The 26,145-nt window shown below is 64.4% G+C and carries 21 protein-coding genes; 7 read left to right on the forward strand and 14 right to left on the reverse strand.

The genetic code is table 11. The annotated features are described in order from the left end of the window. Window positions 1-26 precede the first annotated feature (26 nt). The 3 genes from AC3RCG_RS08890 to AC3RCG_RS08900 form a co-directional block, all read right to left on the reverse strand. Window positions 27-1,565: an MFS transporter gene (locus AC3RCG_RS08890; protein ID WP_492405349.1), complete on the reverse strand. Its 1,539-nt coding sequence runs from the start codon at window positions 1,563-1,565 to the stop codon at window positions 27-29. Between the two features lie 116 nt (window positions 1,566-1,681). After that, on the reverse strand, window positions 1,682-2,599 hold the full coding sequence (locus AC3RCG_RS08895; RefSeq protein ID WP_492405347.1) for a LysR family transcriptional regulator: 918 nt from the start codon (window positions 2,597-2,599) through the stop codon (window positions 1,682-1,684). Between the two features lie 77 nt (window positions 2,600-2,676). Next, window positions 2,677-3,375 carry a UPF0149 family protein gene (locus AC3RCG_RS08900; RefSeq protein WP_492405345.1) on the reverse strand — a complete coding sequence of 233 codons (699 nt, stop codon included), beginning with the start codon at window positions 3,373-3,375 and terminating at the stop codon, window positions 2,677-2,679. A gap of 103 nt (window positions 3,376-3,478) precedes the next feature. Between AC3RCG_RS08900 and AC3RCG_RS08905 the strand changes: the two genes are divergently transcribed. Together AC3RCG_RS08905 and AC3RCG_RS08910 are read left to right on the forward strand one after the other, a co-directional pair. Beyond that, on the forward strand, window positions 3,479-4,492 hold the full coding sequence (locus AC3RCG_RS08905) for a serine/threonine protein kinase (protein ID WP_139143072.1): 1,014 nt from the start codon (window positions 3,479-3,481) through the stop codon (window positions 4,490-4,492). A gap of 125 nt (window positions 4,493-4,617) precedes the next feature. Next, the gene (locus tag AC3RCG_RS08910) at window positions 4,618-7,062 is read left to right on the forward strand and encodes a coiled-coil domain-containing protein (protein ID WP_492405343.1); all 2,445 of its coding nucleotides are present in this window, start codon (window positions 4,618-4,620) and stop codon (window positions 7,060-7,062) included. Window positions 7,063-7,145: 83 nt separating this feature from the next. Here AC3RCG_RS08910 and AC3RCG_RS08915 read toward each other — a convergent pair whose 3' ends face one another. The 11 genes from AC3RCG_RS08915 to AC3RCG_RS08965 form a co-directional block, all read right to left on the reverse strand. Next, window positions 7,146-8,099 (reverse strand): hypothetical protein, encoded by a 954-nt coding sequence (locus tag AC3RCG_RS08915; protein ID WP_492405341.1) that lies wholly within the window; start codon window positions 8,097-8,099, stop codon window positions 7,146-7,148. 249 nt (window positions 8,100-8,348) lie between these two features. Further along, window positions 8,349-8,723: a DUF8785 domain-containing protein gene (locus AC3RCG_RS08920; RefSeq protein WP_096234439.1), complete on the reverse strand. Its 375-nt coding sequence runs from the start codon at window positions 8,721-8,723 to the stop codon at window positions 8,349-8,351. Window positions 8,724-8,849: 126 nt separating this feature from the next. Beyond that, entirely contained in the window at window positions 8,850-10,094 is a 1,245-nt protein-coding gene (locus AC3RCG_RS08925; RefSeq protein ID WP_070224710.1) for a TerD family protein, read from the reverse strand. Then, window positions 10,091-11,077 (reverse strand): HpcH/HpaI aldolase/citrate lyase family protein, encoded by a 987-nt coding sequence (locus tag AC3RCG_RS08930; protein WP_492405338.1) that lies wholly within the window; start codon window positions 11,075-11,077, stop codon window positions 10,091-10,093. The genes AC3RCG_RS08925 and AC3RCG_RS08930 overlap by 4 nt, the downstream gene beginning before the upstream one ends. After that, window positions 11,070-12,176: a cysteine protease StiP family protein gene (locus tag AC3RCG_RS08935; protein WP_070224708.1), complete on the reverse strand. Its 1,107-nt coding sequence runs from the start codon at window positions 12,174-12,176 to the stop codon at window positions 11,070-11,072. The genes AC3RCG_RS08930 and AC3RCG_RS08935 overlap by 8 nt, the downstream gene beginning before the upstream one ends. Further along, a complete protein-coding gene (locus tag AC3RCG_RS08940; RefSeq protein WP_070224707.1) occupies window positions 12,173-12,925 on the reverse strand; it encodes an HAD family hydrolase in 753 nt (250 codons plus the stop codon). The genes AC3RCG_RS08935 and AC3RCG_RS08940 overlap by 4 nt, the downstream gene beginning before the upstream one ends. Continuing rightward, the gene (locus AC3RCG_RS08945) at window positions 12,903-14,066 is read right to left on the reverse strand and encodes a phosphoribosyltransferase domain-containing protein (RefSeq protein WP_070224706.1); all 1,164 of its coding nucleotides are present in this window, start codon (window positions 14,064-14,066) and stop codon (window positions 12,903-12,905) included. Before AC3RCG_RS08945 ends, AC3RCG_RS08940 begins: the two co-directional genes overlap by 23 nt. Then, window positions 14,063-15,100, reverse strand: a complete 1,038-nt coding sequence (locus tag AC3RCG_RS08950; RefSeq protein WP_492405335.1) for an ATP-grasp domain-containing protein — start codon at window positions 15,098-15,100, stop codon at window positions 14,063-14,065. The genes AC3RCG_RS08945 and AC3RCG_RS08950 overlap by 4 nt, the downstream gene beginning before the upstream one ends. A 212-nt stretch (window positions 15,101-15,312) precedes the next feature. Further along, the gene (locus tag AC3RCG_RS08955; RefSeq protein ID WP_035826041.1) at window positions 15,313-16,029 is read right to left on the reverse strand and encodes a TIGR00266 family protein; all 717 of its coding nucleotides are present in this window, start codon (window positions 16,027-16,029) and stop codon (window positions 15,313-15,315) included. Window positions 16,030-16,160: 131 nt separating this feature from the next. Beyond that, on the reverse strand, window positions 16,161-16,736 hold the full coding sequence (locus AC3RCG_RS08960; RefSeq protein WP_046682304.1) for a TerD family protein: 576 nt from the start codon (window positions 16,734-16,736) through the stop codon (window positions 16,161-16,163). Between the two features lie 99 nt (window positions 16,737-16,835). Continuing rightward, window positions 16,836-17,918, reverse strand: coding sequence for a DUF475 domain-containing protein (locus tag AC3RCG_RS08965; protein WP_070224703.1), 1,083 nt, complete (start codon window positions 17,916-17,918; stop codon window positions 16,836-16,838). Between the two features lie 246 nt (window positions 17,919-18,164). Between AC3RCG_RS08965 and AC3RCG_RS08970 the strand changes: the two genes are divergently transcribed. The 5 genes from AC3RCG_RS08970 to AC3RCG_RS08990 all read left to right on the forward strand — a co-directional run bounded on the left by AC3RCG_RS08970 (window position 18,165) and on the right by AC3RCG_RS08990 (window position 26,136). Then, window positions 18,165-18,590, forward strand: coding sequence for a divergent PAP2 family protein (locus AC3RCG_RS08970; RefSeq protein WP_070224702.1), 426 nt, complete (start codon window positions 18,165-18,167; stop codon window positions 18,588-18,590). A 238-nt stretch (window positions 18,591-18,828) separates the two neighbouring features. After that, a complete protein-coding gene (locus AC3RCG_RS08975; RefSeq protein ID WP_070224701.1) occupies window positions 18,829-20,001 on the forward strand; it encodes an efflux RND transporter periplasmic adaptor subunit in 1,173 nt (390 codons plus the stop codon). Between the two features lie 3 nt (window positions 20,002-20,004). Then, window positions 20,005-23,226, forward strand: a complete 3,222-nt coding sequence (locus AC3RCG_RS08980; protein ID WP_070312445.1) for an efflux RND transporter permease subunit — start codon at window positions 20,005-20,007, stop codon at window positions 23,224-23,226. A gap of 182 nt (window positions 23,227-23,408) precedes the next feature. Further along, window positions 23,409-24,887: an efflux transporter outer membrane subunit gene (locus tag AC3RCG_RS08985; RefSeq protein WP_492405331.1), complete on the forward strand. Its 1,479-nt coding sequence runs from the start codon at window positions 23,409-23,411 to the stop codon at window positions 24,885-24,887. A 73-nt stretch (window positions 24,888-24,960) separates the two neighbouring features. Further along, on the forward strand, window positions 24,961-26,136 hold the full coding sequence (locus AC3RCG_RS08990; protein ID WP_492405329.1) for an efflux RND transporter periplasmic adaptor subunit: 1,176 nt from the start codon (window positions 24,961-24,963) through the stop codon (window positions 26,134-26,136). The last annotated feature ends 9 nt before the right edge of the window (window positions 26,137-26,145 follow it).

Raw genomic sequence — 26,145 nt, forward strand, 5'->3', positions numbered from 1 at the left:
GGGGATGCTCTTTCTTGAAATAAAAGTCAGGCTGCGCGCGGCGGATAGACGCGCGTCGGCAGGATGGGAATGATCACAATCATGGCCAGCGCGATGGCCGCCACGCACAGGTACAGATCGGACGAGGTCAGGGTGACGACTTGCGCATGCATGCGCGCACTCAGGCCCGGCACGTCCACGACGCCAGGCAGGTTGCCCAGGCGCTCGCTGAGCACCGTCGAATGAAAATGGTTGCGGCGCGTGATCAGCGCGTCGAGCACGCCGGTGGCGACGACGGCCGACATGCCCTTGATGGTGTTGAACCAGGCCGAGGCGAAGGGGCCATCCTGCGGCGCCAGGCCCGTGGTGGCCAGCAGCAGCAAGGGAATCACGGCCATCGGTTGCGCGAAGATCTGCACCGCCTGCAGCAGGTAGAAGTGCGTGCGTATCCAGTCCGGCGACATGCGCGCACCCAGCACGCAGGACAGGGCCAGCAGGGCCAGGCCGATGGCCAGCACCCAGCGGCAGTCGACGGCGCGGATATTGCACAGGGCGGCCACCAGCGGCAGGGCGACCAGCTGCGGCAGCGCCACCATCAGCATCACGGGCGCCGTTTGCAGCGGGCGGTAGGCGTGCACCTGCGCCAGGTAGGACGAAGGGATCAGGATCACGGCCAGCAGCACGAACAGCACGCCGCCCAGGGTCAGCAGGGCGTGGCTGAGGTTACGCCGCGACAGCAGCTGCAGCTTGAAGAACGGCAGCGGATGCGACCATTCATTGACAAAGAACAGCACCAGCAGCAATAGACCGCCACCCAGCAGCACGCAGATCAGGGGCGAGGCGAACCACGCCAGGCGTTCGCCCTGCAGCAAGCCCACCACCAGCATGCTGATGGCGGGCAGACCCAGCAGCAGGCCGCGCCAGTCGAATTGACGGAAACGCTCGAGGCGCAGCGGGTCTTGCGGCAAGCCCCACGACACCATCAGCAGCGCGACGATGCTGCCCGGGACGACTTGCCAGAACGCCCATTGCCAGCCCAGGTACTCGGTCCAGAAGGCGGCCAGCGGCGTGCCCAGGCTGGGACCGAAGGTGGCGCTCAGCGCGTAGCCGCCCAGGCCATACAGCTTGATGTTCGGCGGCAGGAAGCGCAGCGCCACCGTCATCAGCATGGGCGGCAAGGCGCCGCCGGCCGCGCCCTGCACCACGCGCAGGAACATCAGCACGGACAGGTTCGGCGCGAACGGGCAAAGCACGCCGGCGGCCATGCAGACGACGATGGCGGCGGCCGTCAGGCGGCGCAGCGAGAAGGTGACGGAGCACCACGGCGCGAACGCCATGGCCGACACCGAGGCGGCCGCATACAGGGCCACGAGCCAGCTGGCGTCGTCGCGCGCGATGCCCATGGCGCCGCGGATGTCGGCCAGCGCGACCTTGGTGATGTTTTCATTCAGGCCCGATACCAGCACGGCCAGCAGCACGCCGGCCAGGCCGGTGGCCAGGCGCGGACCAAAGACGGGTGGCGCCGGCGGTGAAGGGGGAGGCGGCGCCATCGTCGGGATGGCGCCAGGAAGCAATACAGCGGACACAGGGAACTCCGTGGATGAGAATCAGTCCACGCAGTATAGGTAGCCGTTAATCTTGTGAAAATTGATAATTGATGAAGTCTCGATTGCGTCTGGCGCAATGATATTGGGTTCAGCGCCTACGCGCCCGGCGCGCTGCCGCACAGCGACTTGATCGTCGCGCGCAGCCAGCGGTGTGCGTGGTCGTGGTCGAGGCGCGGATGCCAGGCCTGGAATACGTCGACGTTGTCGACGGGAATGGGCAGCGCGAAGGTGCGCAGCTTCAATCCCAGCCGCTCGACGATGGGCAGCAGGGGCGTGGGCATCAGCGGCAGCAGCAGGCGCGAATCGGCCACGGCGAAGATGGCGGACTGAAAATTGGGCGTGATCAGCGAAACGCGGCGCGTGTAGCCCCGCTCGGCCAGGGCCGTGTCGAACGGGCCGCGCGCCAGGCCGCGGCGCGACACGCTGATATGTTCGTACTCGGTGAAGCTGTCCAGGTTCATGGGGCCGTCGAAGATCGGGTGGTCGCTGCGGGCGATGCCGACAAAGCCGCTGCTAAACAGCTGCTGCAGCTTGATGTCGGGCGCAAAGGCGCGTCGCGCGCTGATGTACAGGTCGATGCGGCCCGCGTGCAGGGCGTCGTTTTCCGTGGCGCCATCGCCTTCGGGCACGAAGCGCAGCACCGTGTTCGGCGCATGGCTGGCCAGCAGGTCGCGCAGCTTGCCGCCGTAGGCGCCGACGAACACGTCGTTGGCGCACAGGCTGAAGGTGCGTTCCAGGGTGCGCAGGTCGACTTCGCGGCCGGACGTGAAGACGGCGTGCGCCTGTTCCACCACGCCGCGCACCTGCTCGCGCAGTTCCAGCGCGCGCGGCGTCGGCGCCAGGCCGCGCCCGGAGCGCACGAAGACGGGGTCGCCGATGGCGTCGCGGATGCGCGCCAGGGTGCGGCTCATGGCCGGCGCGCTCAGATTCATGCGCCGCGCGGCGGCCACGGCGCTGCCTTCCTCGAGCAGGATGTCGAGGGCGACGAGCAGATTCAGGTCTGGGAGTTTCATGCGGCGATTATAGCCCGGGGGCCAGCGCCAGCACTGCGCCGGCAGGACGCCGGCGCAGTGGGGCTGCTATTGCGGTATTACTCGGCTGCCGGCTCGGCGCCGCAGCATTTCTTGAACTTCTTGCCGCTGCCGCAAGGGCAGTCGTCGTTGCGGCCCACTTTCGGCTCTTCGCGCTTCAGGGTTTGCACCGGTGCTTTGCGGCGAGGCACCCAGAAACGGTGGATGGCCGGCAGGTTCGCTTCCAGTTCCTGCGCCAGCTTGTGCGCCTTGACCGGGTCTTCCACCAGTTTCAGCTCTTCTTCCTTGATTTCGTCGGCGCCCAGCAGGTAGATCGGCTGCATCAGCGCGGCCACTTCGGAATCCCAGATTTCGTTCCACGAACCGGGACGCAGTTCCATGCCGTCCCAGAAGCCCCAGCACCACGCTTCGGCGTCGATCAGGGTCTGGCCTTCGTAGTCGTGTTCGACGAACAGGGCTTCGAATTCCTTGGGTGCCACTTCAAACGTCACCAGCACTTCGTTCATGAAGCGCATGATCAGGTTGACGATGCGCTCTTCTTCCTTGCTGTTCTTGAATTTCGGCGCATCCTCGGCATCTTCGCCCCACACGCGCGGCAACCACTCGGCCGGCATGATCGGTTCCGGACCGATGGCGACGGCCGTCAGATAGCCGTGCAGCATATCCATGGTCATGGCGTCTTCGGAGCACCGGTCCGACAACAGGAATTGGTCTAATTCGTCAAATTCTTTTTCTGATAATGGCTGTTCGAGTGACATGGCTTGCTCTTTGATGAAATGTAAGGCGCCAGTATACGCCTTGCAGCGCTTCATCACCGAAGTGTTTGCACCGGCGGCCCGCGCGCGCCTTACAATGTCGCTCATGCACAATGAAAACCAGCCGCACGAGGACGACCGGCCCGTCCATCCCTTTTCCGCACTGAGCCCCGATTGCGTGCTCGACGCCCTCGACAGCGTGGGCTTGCGCGGCGATGGCCGCCTGCTGGCGCTGAACAGCTATGAAAACCGCGTCTACCAGGTGGGCATCGAAGACAGCGCGCCGCTGGTGGCCAAGTTTTACCGCCCTGAGCGCTGGAGCGATGCAGCCATCCTGGAAGAACACGCGTTCGTGTCCGAGCTGGTCGAGCGCGAAATCCAGGTGGTGCCGGCGCTGGCGATCAACGGCAGCACCCTGCACCAGTACCAGGGCTTCCGCTTTGCCGTCTTTCCCCGCCACGGCGGCCGCGCGCCCGAGCTGGACGACCCGGCGACCCTGGAATGGATAGGGCGCTTCATTGGCCGCATCCACGCCGTCGGCGCGCTGTCCACGTACAAGGAACGCCCGGCGCTCGATCACCAGACGTTTGGCGTCGAACCGCGCGAGTTCTTGCTGGAGGGTAACTTCCTGCCGCCCGAGCTGCTGGCCGCGTATTCCAGCGTGGCGCAGCAGGCGCTCGACGGCGTCAAGCGCTGCTATGACCGCGCGGGCGACGTAGCCGTGCTGCGCACGCATGGCGATTGCCATGGCGGCAACGTGCTGTGGACGGACGCCGGCCCCCATTTCGTCGATTTCGACGACAGCCGCATGGGGCCGGCCATCCAGGACCTGTGGATGATGCTGTCGGGCGAGCGCGGCGACCAGGTGCGCCAGATGAGCGACATCCTGGCCGGCTACGAAGATTTCTGCGATTTCGACCCGCGCCAGCTGTACCTGGTCGAAGCGCTGCGCACCCTGCGCCTGATCCATTATTCGGCCTGGCTGGCGCGCCGCTGGGACGATCCCGCCTTCCCCGTCGCCTTCCCGTGGTTCAACACGCAGCGCTATTGGCAGGACCGCATCCTGGAATTGCGCGAACAGGTGGCCTTGATGGACGAAGCGCCGCTCTGGCCCATTTGACCTAAACGTGGGAAAAGGGCGGTAAACGTCCTTCTTCTTGCCGCGCTGATTTGTGCATGCCTGTTCGATAATGGTGGTAATAAATTCCCATAAGCAACGGAATTCACCCGAATAAGCGAGAAATCATGCAAGCACAGCAAAATCAGCGCCAGGCCGCCTCCCTCACCGTCGCGTATTCCGCCGACGACGAGTTCGACCAGGACAGCATCGTTTCGCTGCATGATTTCAAGGACCTGGAGCGCAAGGTGGAAGCGCCAGCGCCGGTTCCAGCCGCTCCTGCCACTCCTATGCCCGAGCCGCAAGCCGAGCCGGCAGCGGAAACCGATACCAAGGCGCCCGCCGCCGAACGCCAGAAAATGGAATTGAAAGCCATCCACGAGGCGATTGCCCGCGTGGAAGCGGAAGCGAAGGCCACCTGCGCCGCCGAGAGCCGTGCCCTGGCCGAGGCGCGCGTGCGCTCGCTGGCCGAGGACCGCGCCGCCATCGATGCGGCCGCCGCCGCCGCCGCGCAGCAAAATGCGCAGGCGGCCGAAGAAGCGATCGCCGCCAACCGCGAACGTCTCGACACCATGCGCGCCGCCGCGCAGGCCAGCGTGGCCCGCCTGGAAGCCGTCAAGCAAGAGACGGCCGAACTGCGCGCCCGCGTGGAGTCCGACAATGAAATCCGCCTGGCTGCGGAACAGCGCGCCCGCGCCGAGCAGGAAAGCCGCTTGCGCGCCAGTGAGCAGGTGGCGGTGCAGTCGGAACTGGCCGAGCAGGCTGCCCGCGCCGCCGAAGAATTGCAGGTGCAGACGGAGCAGGCGCGCCTGCAGGCCGTCGAGCGCGTCGCCGCCGTGCAGGCGGCCAAGGAAGAAATGGTGGGCATCGCCTCGGCCGACGCCCGTGTCGCCGTGCTGGCCCGTGAACGCGAGCGCCATGCGCACGGTGCGCGCCAGACGGCGCAGATGCTGGCCGAAGCGGAAAGCGAAGCGCTCGATCTGACGGTGCAGCGCGAGCGCGCCGACCAGATCGCGCTGGAATCGGCCTTCAACCGCGCCGCCGCCGAAGTGCGCGCCCTGGAAGAAGCGCGCGCGCTGGCGCACCTGGAGCAGGAACGCGAAGCCATCGCGCTGGCGCAGGCGGAATCGGAACGCCATGCGGCGCAGTCGCTGCGTTTGCGCCTGCAGACGGAAAAGGAATTGCGCGACGCGGCCATCCACCGCGAGCGCCTGGAAATGGTCGCCGTGGCCAGCGCGCAGGCGCGCCGCGATGCCGACGTGCGCATCCTGGCCGCCACCGAGGCGCGCATCGAGGTGGACCGCCAGCTGCGCGCCGTGGCCCTGGCCCGCGTGACCGCCGAACAGGATGCGGAAATCGCCGGCCACGCCAAGCTGGAAGCGGAAACGGCGGCCCTCGAAGAAACCAAGGCCCGCGAAGCGGCCGAGCAGGCTGCCGCTGCGGCAGCGGCCCGCGAACTGGAAGAGCAGCAGCGCGCCGCCAGTCTGGCGCAGGAACGCGCCGAACTGGCGCGCCAGGCGGCGGAACTGGCCGCCAGCCAGAACGACGCCGAGCAGGCCGAGGTCGATGCCGGCAAGGCGACACTGGCTGCGCAGGAACAGGCAGCGCAACTGGCGCAGGAAAAAGCGCGCCAGGCAGCGCAGCTGCTGCAGGCGGAGCAGGAGCGCCTGGCTGCCGAACAGGCCGCCATCGCCGCCTTGAAGGAAAAACTGGAAGCGGAAGCGCTGGCGTGCCACGCGGCGCAGGAACGCACGGCCGCCGAAGCGGCGCAAGCGGAACTGCTGCGCGGCCAGCATGCGGCCGAACAGGCCTTGCGGGAAGCGGCGCAAAAGGAAGCGGACGCCATTCGCATCCTGATGGACCAGGCGCTGGTCGAGGGCGAAAAAAAGGCCGCTGCCGCGCAAGCCGTGCAGGCGCAGGCGCGCCTGGCCGTGGAACTGGGACAAGTGCATAGCGAGCGCGCCCGCGTGGAGGAAGACAAGGCGCAAGCTGCCGAAGCGCTGCTGGCGTCCGAGCGCGATTTCGTCACGGCCGAGCGCGAGTCGCTGGCGCTGATCGCGCAAAAACTGGTGCAGCAGCGTCAGACCAGCAGCGCCGAAGAGCGTGCCTCGCAAGCGATCGCCGGCCGCCTGGAAGCGGAAAAACAGGCGACGGCGGCAGCCGAAGCGCGCGCCGCCATGGAACAGCAGGCGCTCGATGCCATACGCCAGCGCGAGCAGCTGGAACTGGCGGCGCAGCAGGCCGCCAGCGAGAAACTCGACGCGCAGCAAGCCTTGCTGGCCAGCGCCCAGGCCCACGCCGCCCTGCAGCGCAAGGCGGCCGAGACGACGCGCGCGATGGCGGCCGCCAAACAGCAGTTGCTGGAACGCGATACGGCCCGCGCGCAGCAGCAGGAGCGCGAACTGGCGGCCCTGCGCGCCAGCCTGGAGCAGCCGCAAAGCGCGTTTTCCAGTTCATTGACCGCCGCCCGCGCGAAAGCCGAACAGGTGAGTTCGGCCAGTCTGACGCGCGAAGTGATCGAGCGGCTGACGCAGCCTAACGAGTCGGCCGGTGCAGTCTGGCGTTCGCGCTGAGAGCCTGAAAACCCGATAACAGCCGGGGTCGGACCCTCAGGGTCCGACCCCAGTCCCAGGTTTGGGTTGCATCTGTATTCCCATCAGAACTTGCGTCCTACCCCCACCAAAATGACATCCGCATCGCGGTGATAATCGGTGATGACCCGGTTCCACGCCACGTGCGTCACCCAGCGGCGGTCAACGTGGTAGCGGGCCACGGCCGACAGCAAGCCCGTCAGGCGCGTGTTGTGGCCCTGGGTGTCGCGGCCGTCCCACGCCACGTAGGGCCCGCCGCCCATGCCGAATTCCACCTTTTCATTCAGTGAGCGGATCAGCCACAGCTGGGCGGCGATGCCGCGGCGGTGCGCCAGGTCGGTGTTGCCTTCGTCGAGGGCGGTGACCGTCCAGTCCACGTATTTTCCCGCCGCGCGCCGGTATTCCAGGGTGACCGGGCGCGAGGACTCCGAGCGCAAGCTATTGACGATGGTGTGGCCGGTCGATAAGGTCAAGGTGTCGTCGTGCGCCCAGTTCTGCAAGTGCAGCTTGGCACCCGGCACGCCGTCATAGCGGTAGCCGGCGCCGATCAGCAGGTGCGTGGTGTTGTCCTTGCCGCTGGGCTTGATGCGGTTGAGCTGCGCTTGCGCATACCAGCGGTTGTCGAACTGCCAGCGCGCCTGCAGGCTGACGATGGAGCCCCAGCCGTGGTCATTGTCGAAGTTGTGCAGGCCGTCGTCGGTCTTGGCCGTGTCGAAGAAAAAGTAGCGGCCCGCGCCGGCGCCCAGCATCAGGCCCTGCTCCACTTTTTTCGTGCGCAGCCAGACCTGGCCCGCCATGCCGTCGCGGTGATGGTCTTGCGGGTGGCCTTCATTGATGTACGACAGGCTGACGGCATTGTAGTCGCCCACCGGCTGGGTGTAGCTGATGGCCGCGACAAAGGTACGCTCGTTGGTCGTGTTGACTTTCAGGGCGCCGGCCATGCCGGAGATATCCTGTGCCTGGGCGGACAGGGCGAGCGAGGCGGCCAGCAAGGTCAGGGCGGCGGGGCATATGCGCATGGTATTTCCGATAGTGGTGATACACGCTAATGGTGGGCTGGCTGGACGTGCTGCGCTAGCGCAAGCATTGTGTGTTTTTACTACAGCAATGAAAAGTTCCAGTCAGGACTAATTGCGAGTGTATAAGAAAGAGAGAATGTGTGAGGCGCGCCATGCGGCTGGAGAGCGGGGAGGGGCGCCGGCGCGAGTATGGCTGGCCGGCGCGATGCTGCTGAAGTTGCTGGACTTGCTGTGGTATTGCTGTCTGTATTACTGACTCAGGACGACTTTATCGGCAAAATATTCCGTCTCGCCGAAGCATTGCGTGGGCACGCCCTTGTGCTGGCTGTAGGTGACGAGGATGCGCTTGCCTGCGGCGGCCGACAGTTGCTTCGCCACTTCCTCGTCGCGCACGCTGAACTGGAATTTTTCCGGGATGGTGCCCGGCAGCGCCGTCAGCAGCAATTCACCCTCCCATGTCTTGCAGATCCAGCCCCGCTTGGAAAACTTTTGCAGGTAACCCGCCCGTTCGCCTTCCGAGTACGAGAAGCTGAGGGCCATCCACGTGTAGGCGGCCAGCAGCAGGAAGCCGGCTACGAGGAAGATGACGAAGGCGAAGGTGACTTTTTTGGTCGTAGGGGTCATGGTAGGGTTATCTAGGTAAAAAATGGGGATGCTTAAAAATGTTCAGGGCAAGGCGCATTGCCGAAGACAGTACGACTAGTACGGCAAGGCAATGCAACGCCGCCATGGACTTTTTTAAGCGTTCCCTCAGTCTTTGCGGCCGGCTTTCCAGTTCAGGCCAAAATTGTATCGCTCGTCCATGGCCTGGTGCGCCGTGATTTTACCTTGGCCGCCGAAGTATTCCACCAATTTTGTCACCTGCAGGTTGCCGCCGTGGTTTTCCAGCATGGCGATGGCGCACATGGCGTGCGGGCTGTCTGTGTCGAGGCGTACTTCTACGGTCGGCTGGCCGGGAATTTCGATCGTCACGACGCCATCCGTGGCGGCCCAGTTCGGCACGCCTTCGTAGATGAACGCGTACACGAGCACGCGCTTGATCTGGTCGAAATGGGTGCCGTTGATGAAGATGTTTTCACCGCTGCTGACGCTGCCCGTGCGGTCGTCGCCTTCCAGGTGGATGTACGGTGGCCTGTCATACGCGCCCCAGCTGTTGCCCAGCGCCTGCACGGCGCTCTTGGCGCCATTGCTCATCTCGAACAGGCAGCCGATGTCGAGGTCGATGCCGCCCGAACGGCCGGCCGGCTTGTTGAACAGCTTGCCGAGGAAGCCCGTGTCCAGTTTCGAGGCGGGCGCCTGGCCTTGCGACGCGTTCTGGTTCCAGTTCAGATTGACCCGGATGCGGCCATAGCCGCCGCTGTCGCGCTTGTCGAGCGAGATCTTGTCGCCGCGCTTTTCCAGGCGAATTTTTGAGAGCGAGATTTTATTCGCCGCTGGCGGGGCCGCTGGCGCCGGCGCAGGCACGGGAGCCGGCGACGGAGAGGATTGCGCTGCCTCGCTGCCGCCGAAGTGCTTCAGCAGCGCCGCCAGGCCGCCCGCGAAACCCTGGCCCACGGCGCCGAAGCGCCAGCTGCCGTCGCGGCGATACAGTTCGCCGATAATGACGGCTTTCTCATCCTGGAAGTCATTGCCCGTGAAGGCAAACGTGGCGGCCTGGCCCAGTGCCATGCTGGAGTTGCCCAGCGCGCGCATGCTGCCCTGTTCCGTCGCGGCCGTGAAGACCAGCTTGTCGATCGAGGCGGGCAGGCGGGAAAGGTCGACCTGGAAGGTGGAGCGGGGACCGTTCAGCTCCACCGTGACGGCGTTGTCCGGCGCGCTTTTCTGGTTGTAGAACACCATGTAGCGGTCGTCCGACAGCTTGCCGGCCGCATCGACGCCGAAGCAGCTGACGTCCACTTCCATCGAGCCCGAAACGATATCGAGCGTGACGGCAAACGGGCCGTTCAAGCCCAGGTCAGCCAGTTTGCCTTTTTGTCCGCGTGTGAAATTGGTCATGGTCGTGCAATCCCTTCGTCGCTTGAGAGTTGAGTCAATGAGGTATTCGCCTGGTGCGCGGCGGCGTTGTCGGCCGCATGGCGGATGCCGAACAGGCGCGCCTGCTCGATGATGCGCAGCGCCCAGCTGCTGTGCGTGGCCACTTCGCACATCGATTCCTGCATGCGGAACACGGCCGGGCTGTCGGGGTCGATGATGCGCAGCGCCAGTTCGATGTCCGACTGCGCCACCTGGTAGTGGCGCTCGATCTGCGGCACCTGGTCCGGATGGATGGCCGTCTTGGCGATCATGCCGTGCGCCATGTCCTGCGCCACTTCGGCATCGAGCCAGCTGCCCTGCGACAGGTGCTCGAAGACGGGCGCCGTCAGCTGGAAGCCGTGCGGCTTGAAGATCGTCACCAGGCGGCCGATGACCTGGCCCAGCGGCGTCTGGTAGATGGTGCCGCTGGTGGGGCGGCGCAGGCCCAGCAGGGCCAATAAATCGTTGCCGCCGATGCGCAGGGCCAGGATGCGGCGCCGCACTTCCGGCGCCGACAGGAGGATGCGGAACTGCTTCATTTCCTCGTCGTCGAACACTTCCGCCGTTTCCAGGGTCGGCATCAGCAAATGATGCGTGTGGCGCACGAGGTCGAAATACGTGGCGAAATTGTGGCGCGTGGATTTCGGCAGCACGAAGCCGCTCAATTTGTCGGCGCCCGGCATGGCCAGCACGCGCGCCAGCACCTCGAGATTACGCACGCGCACGAAGCGCAAGGTGTCCGATTCGTCGGCCATGTTTTGCAGCGCCAGCGACAGGTTGAACAGCGCGTAACTGAGGTCGCGTTCCGCGATGGCGTCTTCGGTGCACAGGATGACCGAACGCAAATGGCTGAATTTGTCGCCATTGGCGATCGCCAGCAAGTCCTTGTGCGTGGTCGGCACATACATGGAGGCGCCCAGCGCCGCTTTATGTTCGCTTTGCGGGTGTAGGGAGTTGTTATCCATCGACTGCGCTCCTGATAAGGGCGACCGCCTGGTAAGGCAGCGCCGGTTCTACTATGACGGGTATGGCTTTTTCCTGCGCCAGAAGCAGCAAATGTGCCACGTCCGGCGCATTCGTGTCGCGCACGATCAGGCGCTCGGGCACGCGGCGCAGCAGCACGCGCGTCGCTTCGCCGATGCCTGGCTTGATCAGGTTGATGTCGCTGATGCCGTATTGCTGCTGCGCGGCGGCCATGTAGGCTTGCGAGCGGGCCGCCATGGCTGGCGCATCGCTCGCTTCGGCCAGCGGGATACCGCTGCTGGCGGCAATCGCCATGGCGTCGGCCACCAGGCCGTCGGCGAAAGCGCGCGACTGGTCGTGCTGCTCGAACTGCGCGTAGTACACGCAGCCATGGAAGTCGTCCGGGCCGATGGCATCATTCAATACGGAGCGGCTGACCAGGCCCGAGACGGTGGCATTCAAGATGCTCGACGGGATCAGGTAGTCGCCCGACGAGGCGGCGCAGGCGGCCGTGCCGGCCAGGTCGGACAACACGAACAGGCCGCCATCGATCGCCGTGCCATTGGCCGCGTTGAAATCGTGGACCGTCTGGCGCAGCTCGCGCGAAATCACGCCCTTGCCCGTCCAGCCGTCGACGAAGACGAGGGAGTCGGCCGCATGGCCCTGCGCCAGGATGTGCTGCAGGGCGTTCGCGTCGATGCCGCGGTCGCGGATGATGGAGACGGAATAATGGCTGCACTCGCGCTGGAAGACCTGGCGCAGCAAGTGCCCGAGGATGACGCCCACGGGCGTGCCGGCGCGCGCCAGCGACACGAGCGTGATGGGCCCCGTGCGGCGCGCCGCGATCAGGGCGGCCAGGCGCAGGCAGTCGCGTGCCATCTGCAGGCGGTTGGCCGCGAACGCGTTCTGGAACAGGGCCAGGTAGGCGGGCGAAGGCAGGGATTCCGGCGACAGCATCTCGCTGTAATGGCGCTGGCCCGACTGGATCAAGCGCTCTTTTTCGGCCAGGTCGAGGATGGGTTCGAGCGCCATCGGCGTCAACAGAAACTCCACGTCTTCCTGGCGGTAGCTGCCGCTGAAATGCAGCGTGCTGTCGGTCATAGCGCCGCCACCGTGAGGGCCGCCAGCTGGGTGCCGTTGGGGATGATGGCGTAGTCGCAGGCGGCCATGAAGCGGGCGTCCGAACGGCTGTCGCCCATGCCGAAGCTGACGATGGGGCCATGTTCGGCTTCCAGTTCCGCGCGCAGGTAGGCCACGGCGCGCGCCTTGTTCAAGGTTTTCGGCAGCACGGCCAGGTTGTTGCCGTTGCGGTGGATGAAGTAGTCGGCGCCTTCGCCGGCGATCCACTGCTGCAGCACTTGCTCCTCGATGTCGGCCAGGCGCTCGCCGCGCGCTTCATGGTCCTTTACGACAATGTAGAACGGCGTGTTGTAATCCTCGATCAGGCGCGCGCGCGAAGGCATGCCCGTCTTGATTTGAAAATCGTCGATGATACGCATGGCGTCCCGCAGGCCGGGCAGGGCCGTCTGCATGTCGTTCTGCATCAGGGACAGCCAGCCAGCGTCGAGCGCGCCGCCCGGCTGCAGCACGATGCCGCCGTAATCGAGCACGCTGTAGCTGGTAAACGGCAGGTCGACACGGCGGAATGCGTCGCCATTCCTCGCCGTGGCGGGGATCAATGTCATGCCGCTTTGCGCGAATTCAAAGAAGGCGCGCTGGCGCGCCGTCGTAAACGAGCAGGCGTCGCCATTTTTCAGATAGGCGGCCGCTTGCAAATCGGTCTCGCCAGGGCATTTTTTCGGGGTCTGGAACAGTGTGTCGTCCAGATCAACAAACAGGAATTTCTTCAATTTTGGTCTCTGACTGAAAGTGGAACAGGCGGCCGTTCAATTGGCCGGCGAGTTGCATGAGGGCGGGGCTGGTCGGGGTTTCATGGCAGATGAACACGTGCTGGTACTGGCCAGGCGCCACGTTGTACAGGTAATTGGCGATGCCTTCGCCGTAATTGTCGTCGCAGTGGACGATATGGCCGACGGAGCCCCACGACAAAATGGGCGAGCGCGTGGTCGACTGCACCACGACGTTCTTGCCCAGCGCTTCGAGTTCGCGCGCCAGCAAAAACGACGGGTGCATGAATTCGCCCGTGCCCAGCACCAGCACGGAATCGCCGGCGCCGATTTCCTGCGCCAGCTGCACCGCCAGGCCCTGCGGCGGCGCCAGGGCGCGTCCCACGCCGATGCGGCCAAAGGCGGGGCTGGCACCCCGTTCTTCATTCGCCTCGAAGCGCTGCGCGCTGGCCGCCACGGGGGCTGGCGCATCGCCGGCCTGGAAGGCGTAGTGGCCGGACAGCGCCGCGCCGATGGTCGTGGGCAGGCCGAAACGCTCACTCAAGCCCGCGTTGGCGGCTTGGCCCATGAAGTTGGTGATCACGCCCAGGTGCAGCTTTTCCAGTTGCGGATAGCGCGCGCGGCACACTTGCACCAGGTTGGCGAAGGTGTTGCCGGTCGACGCTTCATCGTCGATCAGCACCAGGCTGCGGGCCGTGGAAAACAGGGCGCTGGCCGCGTCCGACAAATGCAAAAACTGGCGCGGCGCGTGGCTGTGCGATTCCTCGAATTCGAAGAAGGGCACCGTGCCCACGCGGTAGCGCGAGCTGTGCAAAAACAGAGCCTTGCAGGAAGAGCCGGGGTTGGCGCGCAACCACGCTTCGAACACGCCCTGGCCCAGGCCGACGGCCGTTTCCGCCATGGCGATGAAGACGACGGGGCCGGGCAGGCTGGGGGGAATCTGCGCGGCCAGGTCGTCGTGGATGGCTTGCATGGCGCGCGGCGTGACGGGCCAGTGCTTGCCCAGCACCTTCGAGAGGAACAAAAAGCCGCGTTTGGCGTTGGCGCGCGCGGCAAAGCCGATCAGCCAGTCCAGCGGAAAGCGCGCCTCGTCCACTTTCAGGGTCAGCTCGCCCGTGGGCATTTGCTGCTTGACGAGGTTCATGGCAGCTCCACGGCATAGGCGGCTTCGCCCACGCGCATGCCCTCGCGGATGGCGGGCACGGCGAGCTTGTCGAAACCGTGGTCGAAGCCGGCCAGCGCCAGGTAGGGCAGGTTGGGGCCGGCCGCGCAGGCCATGCCGATGCCGCCCGACATGCGCGGATTGATCTCCAGCAGCGCCAGGCCGTTCGCCCCTTCGCGGAACTGGATGTTGAACACGCCATTGAGCCGGTAGTCGCGCGCCAGTTTGTCGCAGGCCGCCAGCAGGTCGTCGCGCAGTTCGATCAGCTGGCCGCTGCCGCCCCCATGCAGCTTCTTGCGCGGCACGGCGCAAATGAGCTTGCCCTGGTCGGCGACGCAGTCGGCGCTGTATTCGTGGCCGTCGAGGTATTCCATCAGCAGCAGGGTTTTAAATGTACCCATCTGCGCCAGGCCGGCGCGCAGCTCCTGCGCATTGATCTGGTAGGCGGCGCCGGCCAGCAGCAGCTGGGCGCTGGTGCGTTCTTCATCGAGTATGGCAAAGCCCAGGGCATACACGGATTCGGACGGTTTGATGCACAGCTTGCGGTGCAGCGGGCGCAGTTCGGCGTAGGCGGCGTCGTATTCTTCAATGGTGGTGACGGCGCGGTAGTCGGCCGGGCGCGCCATGGGCAGGTCGAGGCCCTCGCAGAAGCGCGCCTTGTCATGCATCAGGGTCAGGGTGTCTTCGCTGGCCACGCTGAGCACGCGCGTGCCGATGGCGGCGAAGCGCGCGCTGGCGCTGCCGATCAGGCCCGCTTCCTTGCCGGGCCAGAAAATCGTGATGCCCCGGTCGCGGCAAAATTCCAGGCACCACTCGACATAGTTGTGGCCCGTCAGGCCCGACGGTTCGACCGCGTATTCGTGCGCCGACAAAAAGGCGGCCGCATGCGCGTTCGTATTGCTGCACACGATGTGATAGCGGGGCGCGCCACTGGTGGCGGCCATATCGGCTTCGCGGATCAGGCGCATCGCCGTGCCGACCGAGGAAAATGTTTTGTTGAACCAGACTCTTTGCATGTACGGGGACCGGGTGGAAATAGGAGAAGCCGCGCGCAGGTGCGCGCGCGGGCAGTGTAGCCAGAAAAACTTAACATGGCCTTAGAAAAACGCCAGCCCAAACCTGCTGCGCGTCGTGGACGCGGCCTGCGATGCTCACTGTGCCTCCGCACAGTTGCGCTTCTCGGCCACGTCCCCATCCGCTCGCGACGGTTTTGGCGGGCGTTTGGGAATCAGCCAGCCTTGCCGCTGGCCGTCCACTTGAGGAATGCGTCGCGGTTGCGCGAGCAGATGAACACCTTGCCCGAGCCGGAAAAGCGCAGCACGATGCCTTCGCCGCTGGTCACGCTGTTGACGATATTGCCGAGGAAGCCGCCGATGCCGCCGCCGCTGGCACCGCCGCCCGTGGTCACGGAAATCTCGTACTTCAGGCTGTTGTCCCAGCACACGACGTGGGAATTGTCGATCACGACGTCCTTGCCCGGCTCGACGTCGAGCTGGAACATGGAGCCGAAGCCCGACACCACCACTTGTCCCGTGCCGGCCGTCTCCATGACGAAGAAGCCGCCCGACTGGGCGAACAAGGCGTTGCCGATGCTTTGCGTGCGCACTTTCATTTCCGTGCCCGAGGTGGCGGCGACAAAGGCGCCGTCGTTGAGCAGGTACTGGCGCGCGCCCACGTCGACCACTTCGATGGCGCCCGGCAGGGTGGGCGAGAGCAAACAGTCGCCGCTGCCGCGCACCGCTTCGATGTGCTGCTGGAAGAATGATTCGCCGTTGGCGAAGCGGCGCATGATGGCGCTGCCCAGGCCACCCGTCATCTTGCCCTTCAAATCGAGCGCCGTTTCCATCATCACCATCGCATCGGATTCGCAATAGATGGTTTCGCCCTGCTTCATGCTGACGTGCAGGAAGGGATCGACGTCGCCCGTGACACTAAATACTGGCATGATAAATCTCCAAAAAAAAGCCGCCTGATCTGTGCAGGCGGCAGTAATGATATGACAAAAGTGCAATTCACCCCGGAAAACCGTCGCGCGCACGCTCGATGCGCGGCGCAGCAGGTTTAACGAGCGTAAATTTAAGCGTTGACGCCGAACGAGCGGGCGAGGGGACCGAGGCCGCCGTTGAAGCCCTGGCCGATGGCCTTGAACTTCCATTCGCCGTTGTAGCGGTAGATTTCGCCAAAGATCATCGCCGTTTCCGTCGAGCTGTCTTCGGACAGGTCGTAGCGGGCGATTTCTTTTTCGCCTTCCGCGTTCAGGCAGCGGATGAAGGCTTTCGAGACCATGCCGAAGTTCTGGCGGCGCGCGTCGGCGTCGTGAATGGTGACGGTGATGCTGATGCGGTCGATGTCGGCAGGTACGCGGGTCAGGTCGATTTCGATGCGCTCATCGTCGCCTTCGCCTTCACCGGTCGTGTTGTCGCCCGTGTGCACGACGGAGCCGTCGGTCGACTTCAGGTTGTTGTAGAAGATGAAGTCAGAGTCGCCACGGACTTTGCCGTCGCTTTTCAGGAGGAATGCACTGCCGTCAAGGTCGAAGGTGGCGCCATCCGTCGAACGAGGATCCCAGCCGAGGCCGACGATGATCTTCTTCAGGTTCGGTGCTTCCTTGCTCAGGTTGACGTTGCCGCCTTTTTGCAAACTGATTGCCATGTGGTGCTCCTTAAATAATTAAACTTGATCATGCCTTCATGGGATGAGCGCAAGGCGCTCGTGCCATCACTCTCTCAATTGGGGGCGGAACCCCCGATTTCAAGCTTGTGCCGCGTGCCGTTTGCGGTAACGCAAGGACGACCACAGCGAGACCAGGATGAAGGCCACGCCCGACAGGCCCGTGAACCACTCCGGAATATGGTACTTGACGGACGCCAGCATGATCAAGGCGAGGATGCCGATCGCATAGTGGGCGCCGTGCTCGAGGTAGACGAATTCGTCCAGGGTGCCCTTGTGCACCAGATACACCGTCATCGAGCGCACGAACATGGCGCCGATGGCCAGGCCCAGCATGATGATGACGACGTCGTTGGTGATGGCGAACGCGCCGATCACGCCGTCAAAGCTGAACGAGGCGTCCAGCACTTCCAGGTACAGGAAGCCGCCGATACTGCCGCGCGCGACCGTCTTTACCAGGTCGCCATTGCCGTTCTTGGCGGGCGCGGCGCTTTCTTCTGCGTCATCCTGCAAGTCCGGCTCGCCTTCTTCCAGCAAGCCGCTGATCCAGTTCACGCCGATGTAGACGGCGATGCCGACGATGCCCGAGGCGAGCACGCTGTATTTGGCTTGCGCAGGACCCATCGCCACGCAGGCGGCCACGGCGCCCATGGTGATCAGGACGGCCAGGCTTTCCGTGCCCAGCGCGTTGACTTTTTCCTCGGCCCAGCCCAGCCAGTGCAATTCCTTCTCGTCGTCGAACAGGAAGTTCAGGAACACCAGCAGCAAAAAGGCGCCGCCGAAGGCCGCCACTTGCGCGTGGTTGTCCGTCAGGTGCTTGGCATACACGTCCGGCGTCGTGGTCGCCATGGTCCACACGTCGACCAGGCCCAGGCCCGTGGCGACGGATACGATGACGAGTGGGAACAGCAGCCGCATGCCGAAAACGGCCACGAGGATACCGACCGTGAGGAACAGTTTTTGCCAGAATTCATTCCAGTGGCGCAAGACGGAGGCATTCACCACGGCATTGTCGAACGACAGCGACACTTCCATGACGCCCAGCACGCCCGTGATCCACAGCGCATTGATCAGGCCGGGCATGCCGCCATGGCTGTAACCCCACCAGCCCGACACCGCCATCAGGATAAAAGTGACTAAAAAGGAAATTCTGAAATGCCGCATGAGTACCCCGTTGCAAGTGAAAGACGTTTGATTATCCGCGCCGCTGTGCGCGCCGCGCTCAGTGTTGATATACGTCAATTGTTGTATATGCCATGATTTTATATTAGTTGCCGCCCGGGGCGGCGTTTTATAGACCGGCGACAGACAGTTCTGCTGGCGCGGACGATCTGCGATAATTGCGGCGCGCCCATCCGGCTGCCGCAGTCTCTTGCACACTCTCGACATATATAGAAGAAGGAATACCCCGTGGATATCGCTTACCTCGTCACGCCCCTGATCACCTGGATCCTGGTCGGACCGATCAAATTCCTGATCAACAGTGTCCGCACGCGGCAATGGGCGTTCGGCCTGGTCGGCAATGGCGGCTTTCCCAGCAACCATAGCGCCGTCGTGTCCAGCATGGCCACCTTGATCGCCTTGCGCGAAGGCATAGGCCATCCCGCCTTCGGCGTGGCCGTGACCCTGGCCTTCATCGTCATCATCGACGCCAACAGCCTGCGCCAGCACGTGGGCAAGCAGGCGGCCGCCATCAACCGCCTGGCGGGGGAAGCGGCCAGCCCCGCGCACAAGACCTTGCGCGAGCGCATGGGCCATACCCTGGTGGAAATCGCCGGCGGCCTGTGCACGGGCGTGGCCATCGGTTTCCTGATCAACTACGTGTTTGCCCGCTAAGCACTCGTTTCCTCTAGTCAAAACCCCGCTTCAAGGCGGGGTTTTGCGTTTCAGGGCGCAAAAACTACGTTTCATCCACTGATTAAAGCATTACAGGAAACGGCCGATTGACATGCCCGGATGCGCTCATGGATACTTTGGCGCTTGTGGTTTTAATAAAAATATATGCCTGCCATCGCCTGCAGCCCTATCCGGGCCGCCGGGACGGCCGTGGCGCTATCTATCCGGAGAATTACCCATGTTGCGCAAAACCCTGTTTGTTCTGGCAATTGCTTCTGCCTTGGCCGCCTGTGGCAAAGAGTCCAAAGATCCCGGCAAGGGCGGCAAGGATGGCAAGGAACAGGCGGGCGCTAGCGTCAATCTGCTGGTGTCCCCGGAAGACTTGCTGACCATCCAGAGCAATGCGCTGGCATCGGGCCCCGTCATCACCGGCTCCGTGCAGCCCGAGCGCAACGCGGACTTGCGCGCCGAAGTGTCGGCCGTGGTGATCCAGGTGATGAAGGAAAACGGCGAAATCGTCAAACGGGGCGACGTGCTGGTGCGCCTGGACGAAACGGCCATCCGCGACAGCCTCAATTCGGCCGAGGAAGCCAGCCGCGCCTCGAGCCAGGTGCTGGAGCAGTCCGAACGCATGTTCCAGCGCATGAAAACCCTGCGCGCCTCGGGCATGACGTCGACGCAGGCGCTGGAAGACGCGGAAATCCGCCGCAACAATGCGCAAAGCGATTTGTCCGCCGCGAAGAGCCGCGCCGCCCAGGCGCGCCAGCAGCTGCAGCGCACCCTCGTGCGCGCGCCGTTCGACGGCATCGTGAGCGAGCGCAAGGTATCGAATGGCGATACGGCGCAAATCGGCAAGGAATTGATCAAGGTCATCGATCCGACCAGCATGCGCCTCGAGGGCCTGGTATCGGCCGACAAGATCGGCGTCGTCAAGGTGGGCCAGCCCGTGCTGTTCCGCATCAATGGCTATCCCGGCCAGGATTTCGCGGGCAAGGTGCGCCGCGTCGATCCTGCCGCGAACGCCGTCACGCGCCAGGTGGCCGTGCTCGTCGATTTCAATGACAAGCAACAGCCGCGCGTGGCCGGCCTGTACGCGGAAGGGCGCATCGAGACGGAAACCGTCAGCGCGCTGATGATCCCCGATTCGGCTCTGGTGAAGGCCGGCGACGTCACGTACACGTGGAAAGTCAAGGACAAGGCCTTGCATAAAGTCACACTGCGCATCGGTGCGCGCGACGTGCGCACGGGCCAGTGGGAAGTGCAAAGCGGCCTGGCCAGCGGCGACACCGTGCTGCGCACGCCCGGTTCGACCTTCAAGGATGGGCAGAAAGTGGAATTGACGGCAGCCAAGGCCGTACCGGCAGCCGCCATGGCCAGCAGCAGCGCCGCCGTTGCCGGTAAAGGAAACTAAGCCATGTTCCTTTCCGATTTCAGTATCAAGCGGCCCACCGCCACCATTGTCCTGATCCTGGCGATGATGTGCGTCGGCTTGCTGGCGCTCAAGAAACTGCGCGTCAACCAGAATCCGGACGTCGAAGTGCCGTTCATCGTCGTCAGCATTCCTTACCCTGGCGCATCGCCCGACACGGTCGAGCGAGAAGTAGTGAACCGCCTGGAAAAGTCGCTGCAAAGCATTTCCGGCGTGACCGAAGTCAACAGCGATTCAAATGAAGGTGCGGCCAGCATCTTCCTGAAGTTTTCCTTCAATACCAATTTGATCGAAGCGTCCGACAATATCCGCAATGCGATTGCCGCCGTGCGCTACAAGTTGCCGACGGAAATGCGCGAGCCTATCCTGCAGCGCATCGACCCGGCTGCCGAGCCGATCATGCAGCTGGCGCTGTCGTCGAACTCGCAAAGCCATGCGGAAATTTCGCGCCTGGCCGAGGACGTGCTGTCGGACCGCTTCCGCACCGTCGATGGCGTGGCGCTGGTCAACGTGGGTGGCTCGCTCAAGCGCGAACTGTCCGTGCTGTTGCGGGCGGAAAAATTGCGTGAATACAATGTGTCCGTCAGCGACGTCGTCACCGCCCTGCGCAACCAGAACACGAATGCCCCCGTCGGCAAGGTGCGCGGCACCCTGGACGAGAAAAGCATCCGTCTCGTGGGCCGCATCGAGTCGCCAAGCGACTTCGAGAAAGTAGTGATCAAGCGCCGCGGCGAGGAAATCGTGCGCCTGGCCCAAGTGGCCACCATCGAGGACGGCTTTGCCGAAGTCAACAGCCTGAGCATGCGCAGCGGCAAGCCCAACGTGGGCATTTCGATCACCCGCGTGCGCGACGCTTCCACCGTCAGCGTGGCCAACAAGATCCGCGACATGGTGGCGGACATCAACAAGACCTTGCCAAAAGGCACGATCCTGCAAGTGACGCGCGATGGCGGCGAAAACGCCCAGCATAGCTTGAACAATGTGATCGAATCGCTGGTGCTGGGCGCCGTGCTGACGATTTTCGTCGTCTACGCCTTCCTGAACTCGTGGCGTTCGACCCTGATCACGGCGCTGAGCCTGCCGACGTCCGTGATTGCCGCCTTCATCGCCGTGTGGCTGTGCGGCTTTACCCTGAACTTCATGACCCTGCTGGGCCTGTCGCTGGCCATCGGCGTGCTGATCGATGATGCCATCGTCGTGCGCGAAAACATCGTGCGCCACATGCAGATGGGCAAGGACCGCCGCACGGCCGCGCTGGAAGGTACGGCCGAGATCGGCATGGCAGTGGCCGCCACGACCTTCTCGATCATTGCCGTCTTCATTCCCGTGGCCTTCATGCCGGGGATCTCGGGCGAATGGTTCCGTCCGTTTGCCTTGACGGTGACGTGCTCGGTGCTGGTCAGCCTGGGCATTTCGTTTACGCTCGACCCGATGCTGTCGGCCTACTGGGGCGACCCCGTCGAGGAACACTCGGCGCCGAAAAAAGGCATCGGCCGTGTGCTCGATAAATTCAACCACTGGTTCGACCATCAGGCCGACCGCTATGGCCGCGTGATCGCCTGGGCCCTGCACCACCGCCGCTGGATGGCCTTCATCGCCGTCATCAGCCTGGCGGGCGCCATCGCCCTGCACATCACGCACGGCGGCACGAGTTTCTTGCCGGCATCCGATTCGGGCAATCTGATGATCAATGTGCGCACGCCATCGTCGAGCAGCATCGAGTATTCGCGTCTGAAACTGGAAGCGGCGGCCGTGCTGGCGCGCACCTTGCCTGAAACCAAGGATACCAACAGCTCCATCAATGCGGGCGGCGGCCGCGTGTATGTCGACATCGGCAAGCGCAACACGCGCAAGCGTTCGGCCAAGGAAATCGCCGTCGAGCTGCGCGAGAAGATGTCGCGCCTGGTGGGCGCCGAATACGTGGTGCAGGACGACTTGAGCAATGGTTCGCAAAAGCCGATCCAGGTGGAATTCACCGGTCCCGATTCGCGTAAACTGATGGAAATTACCAACGCCTACATGGACAAGCTGCGCGCCATTCCCGGCGCCGTTGACGTGGGCCTGTCGGAGCAGGACCCGAAGAACGAGCTGCAGATTGAGCTCAACCGCGGCCTGGCCAACTCGATGGGCATTTCCGTCAATGACGCGGCGCAATCGTTGCGCGTGGCGTTTGCCGGCGTGGAAGTGGGCGACTGGGTCGATCCGACGGGCGAAACGCGCGACGTGGCCGTGCGCCTGCATCCCGACGACCGTGTGGCATCGGAAAACATCGAGCGCCTGCCGATCAGCGTGACGGGCACGTCGCAAATGGTGCCGCTCGACCAGATCGCCACCATTACCATGGGCAAGGGCCCGTCCGGTATCGAGCACAAGAATGGCAAGCGCACGATCACCGTGTCGGCCAATGCGCAGGGCCGTTCGAACGGCGAAGTGACGAGCGATGCCATGAAACTGGCCAACTCCATCGACTTCCCGCCCGGCTACGGCCTGGCGCTGGGCGGCGCCGGCCAGGACCAGCAGGAGCTGTTCACGGAAATGCTGATCGCGCTGGTGATGGGTATCGGCCTGATGTATTTGATCCTGGTGATGCAGTTCGGTTCCTTCACGGCGCCGGTGGCCGTGATGATGTCCTTGCCGCTCAGCCTGATCGGCGTGGTGGTGGCGCTGGTGATCACCAACAACACCCTCAACCTGATGAGTTTTATCGGCATCATCATGCTGATGGGCCTGGTCGCCAAGAACGCCATCCTGCTGCTCGACGCGGCGCGCAAGCGCGAGGAAGAGGGCCATGGCCGCGAAGATGCGCTGATGTATGCGGGCCGCATGCGTCTGCGCCCCATCCTGATGACGACGTTCGCGCTGATCGCCGGCATGTTCCCCGTGGCGCTGGGCCTGGGCGAGGGTGGCGAGTTCTACCGTCCACTGGCGATCGCCATCATCGGCGGCACCATCACTTCGACGATTCTGACCCTGCTGGTCGTGCCGACCTTCTATGACAGCATCGAAATCGCCCGCGATGGCGCCGTGGCCAAGTTCCACCGCCGCGCCGCGCGCATGCCCGTGGTCGTGGCCATGATATTGACCCTGATCGAATGCGTGCTGACCCTGCTGATGGTGCGCTTCGTCTACCGCATGCTGAAGAAGGCCGTGCTGTTCCTGATGGGACGCCGCGCGCCGAAAGCGGCGTCGGTCAGCCTGCAAAAGTAAGTCAGGCAGCCTCGGCTGCGCAATCCTTGTGCCAGGTCAAAGAGCCTTCTTCGGAAGGCTCTTTTTACGTCTGGTGCTCTACAATCGTAGGACGGGTGGGCAGGATCGCCAGCCTGGTATCGCGATACTTTTGCGATATTTTTCAACGGCAATGTGGCACGGCAACGTAACGGACCAGCACCATGTTCTTCAGCATCCGGCAGCCCATACTCGGCATCCTCATGGCATGCCTGCTGGCCGCTTGCGCCGTCGGGCCGGACTTCCGGCCTCCCGCCGCCCCTGGCGGCGACCGCTACACGCCGGCACCGTTGCCGGCGCACACCGTGGCGGCCCCTGGTCCCGCCGGCCAGGCGCAGCGCTTCGTGCCGGGCCAGGATATTCCCGCGCAATGGTGGTCGCTGTTCCAGTCGCCGGCGCTGGACCAGCTCGTGCGCGGCGCCCTCGCGCGCAGTCCGGGCCTGGCGTCGGCCCAGGCGGCCCTGCGCCAGGCCGATGAAAACTACCGCACCCTGTCCGGCCGCCTGCTGTATCCCGAAGTGGGCGCCCGGCTGGGCGTCAGCCGCGAAAAAAACAGCAGCCTGGAAGGGGCGGGCGGCGTCCTCAATTTGTACAATGCCTCGGTGAATGTGTCGTATGCGCTGGATGTATTCGGCGGCAACAAGCGCCAGCTGGAGGGCTTGCAAGCGCTGGTCGACTATCGGCAGTATCAGCTCGAAGCCGTGTACCTGGCCCTGACGGCCAACCTGGTGACGGCGGCCATCCGCGAAGCGTCGTTGCGCGCCCAGCTGCAGGCCACCGGCGAAATACTCGACGCGCAGCAAAAGCAGCTGGACCTGATCGAGCAGCAATTGCGCTTCGGCGCCATCGGCCGCGCTACGGTGCTGGTCCAGCGCAACACGGTGGCGCAGACGCGGGCCAGCGTGCCGCCGCTGGAAAAGGCGCTGGCCCTGACGCGCCACCAGCTGTCCGTGTATGCGGGCCGCTTGCCCAGCGAGCCCGGCATGCCTGAATTCGATCTGGCGTCGCTGCGCCTGCCGCAGGACTTGCCCGTCTCCCTGCCGTCGGCCCTGGTGCGTCAGCGTCCCGACATCCGCGCCAGCGAAGCGCTGCTGCAGCAAGCCAGCGCGCAGATCGGCGTCGCCACGGCAGCCATGTATCCCCAGTTCACCCTGACGGGCAATGCCGGCGTGCTGGCCACCAGCGTTCCCGCGCTGCTGCACGCCGGTTCTGCCTTGTGGGGCGTGGCGGCCGGGCTGGCACAGCCTATTTTCAATGGGGGCGCATTGCGCGCCCAGCGGCGTGCCGCCATCGCCGCCTACGAGGGCGCGGCGGCCGATTACCGCGCCACCGTGCTGGCCGCCTTCCAGAATGTGGCGGACAGCTTGCGCGCCCTCGAGGCCGATGCCGCCGCCTTGCAGCAGCAAGCCGAGGTGGAGGCGCTGGCCAGCGAATCGCTGGCGCTGAGTACGCAGCAATTCAAGCTGGGCGCCATCAGCTACCTGAGCCTGCTGGACGCCCAGCGCACCTACCAGCAGGCCAGGATGGGGCTGGTGCAGGCGCAGGCGGCCCGCTATGCCGATAGCGCCGCGCTGTTCCAGGCGCTGGGCGGCGGCTGGTGGAACCGTCCTGCGCTGCAGGCCGTTTCCATGGCGGCAGACTGACGGGCTGGCAAGGCAAGGTCTTGCAACACGACACGCGCAATGGCAGCCGCAAGCAACAACAAGGAGCGTATCCATGACGAAACGCACGAAACGCATGCTCATCATGCTGGGGGCGGTGGTGCTGTTGATTGCCCTGCTGGCGCTGGGATTTTTCCTGCACATCCGCCAGCTCATGGCCAGTTCGCCCAAGCCCGCGCCGGAAACGGTGTCGGCGACCGTCATCCGCAAGGTCGAGTGGCAGCCGCACCTGGCGTCCGTGGGCACCTTGGTGGCCGTGCGCGGCGTCGACGTGACGAGCGAAATCGCCGGTCTCGTCAGGTCCATCCATTTCAAGTCCGGCCAGGAAGTGAAGGCGGGGCAAGTGCTGCTGCAGCTGAATGCGGACGCCGACCTGGCGCAGCTGCGCGCCCTGGAGGCGGCGGCCGAACTGGCCGCGTCCGTGCTGGCGCGCGACCGCCAGCAATTTGCCGTGCAGGCGATCAGCCAGGCGCAGGTCGACAACGACGTGGCCGACCTGAAAAGCCGCAAGGCGCTGGCGGCCCAGCAGGCGGCGCTGGTGGACAAGAAAACCATCCGCGCGCCGTTCGCGGGCAAGCTCGGCATCACCACGGTCAACCCGGGCCAGTACCTCAATCCCGGCGACAAGATCGTCACCTTGCAAACCATCGATCCCATCTATGTGGACTTCTATATTCCGCAAAAGCAGCTGGGCGGGCTGCGGGTGGGACAGGTGCTGAACCTGTCCAGCGATGCGCATGCGAACACGGCGTTTGCGGGCAAGGTCAGCGCCATCAGTTCCAAGGTCGACCCGGCCACGCGCAATGTGCAGGTGGAGGCCACGGTGCCCAATCCCCAGCGGCAGTTGTTGCCGGGCATGTTTGCCAACGTCAAGGTGGAGGTGGGAGAAAAAAAACAGTACCTGACTTTGCCGCAGACGGCGATCACCTACAACCCGTATGGTTCCACCGTCTTCGTCGTGCAGCCGGCGCAGCAGGCGCCCAAGGCCGCCGCGCCGGGCAGCGCCGCCCCCGCCGCCCCACCGCCGAAGGCGGGCGAGCTGGTGGTGCGGCAAGTGTTCGTCACGACGGGCGAAACGCGCGGCGACCAGGTGGCCGTGCTGACGGGGCTCACCGAGGGCCAGCAAGTCGTCACCAGCGGACAGATCAAGCTCAAGAACGGCAGTCCCGTGGTGATCAGCAACGTCGTCGAGCCGCGCAATAATCCGCAGCCCACGCCGCAGGAACATTGAGGCGCCGCC

This window comes from Janthinobacterium sp. GW823-FHT01H08 (assembly GCF_058797855.1).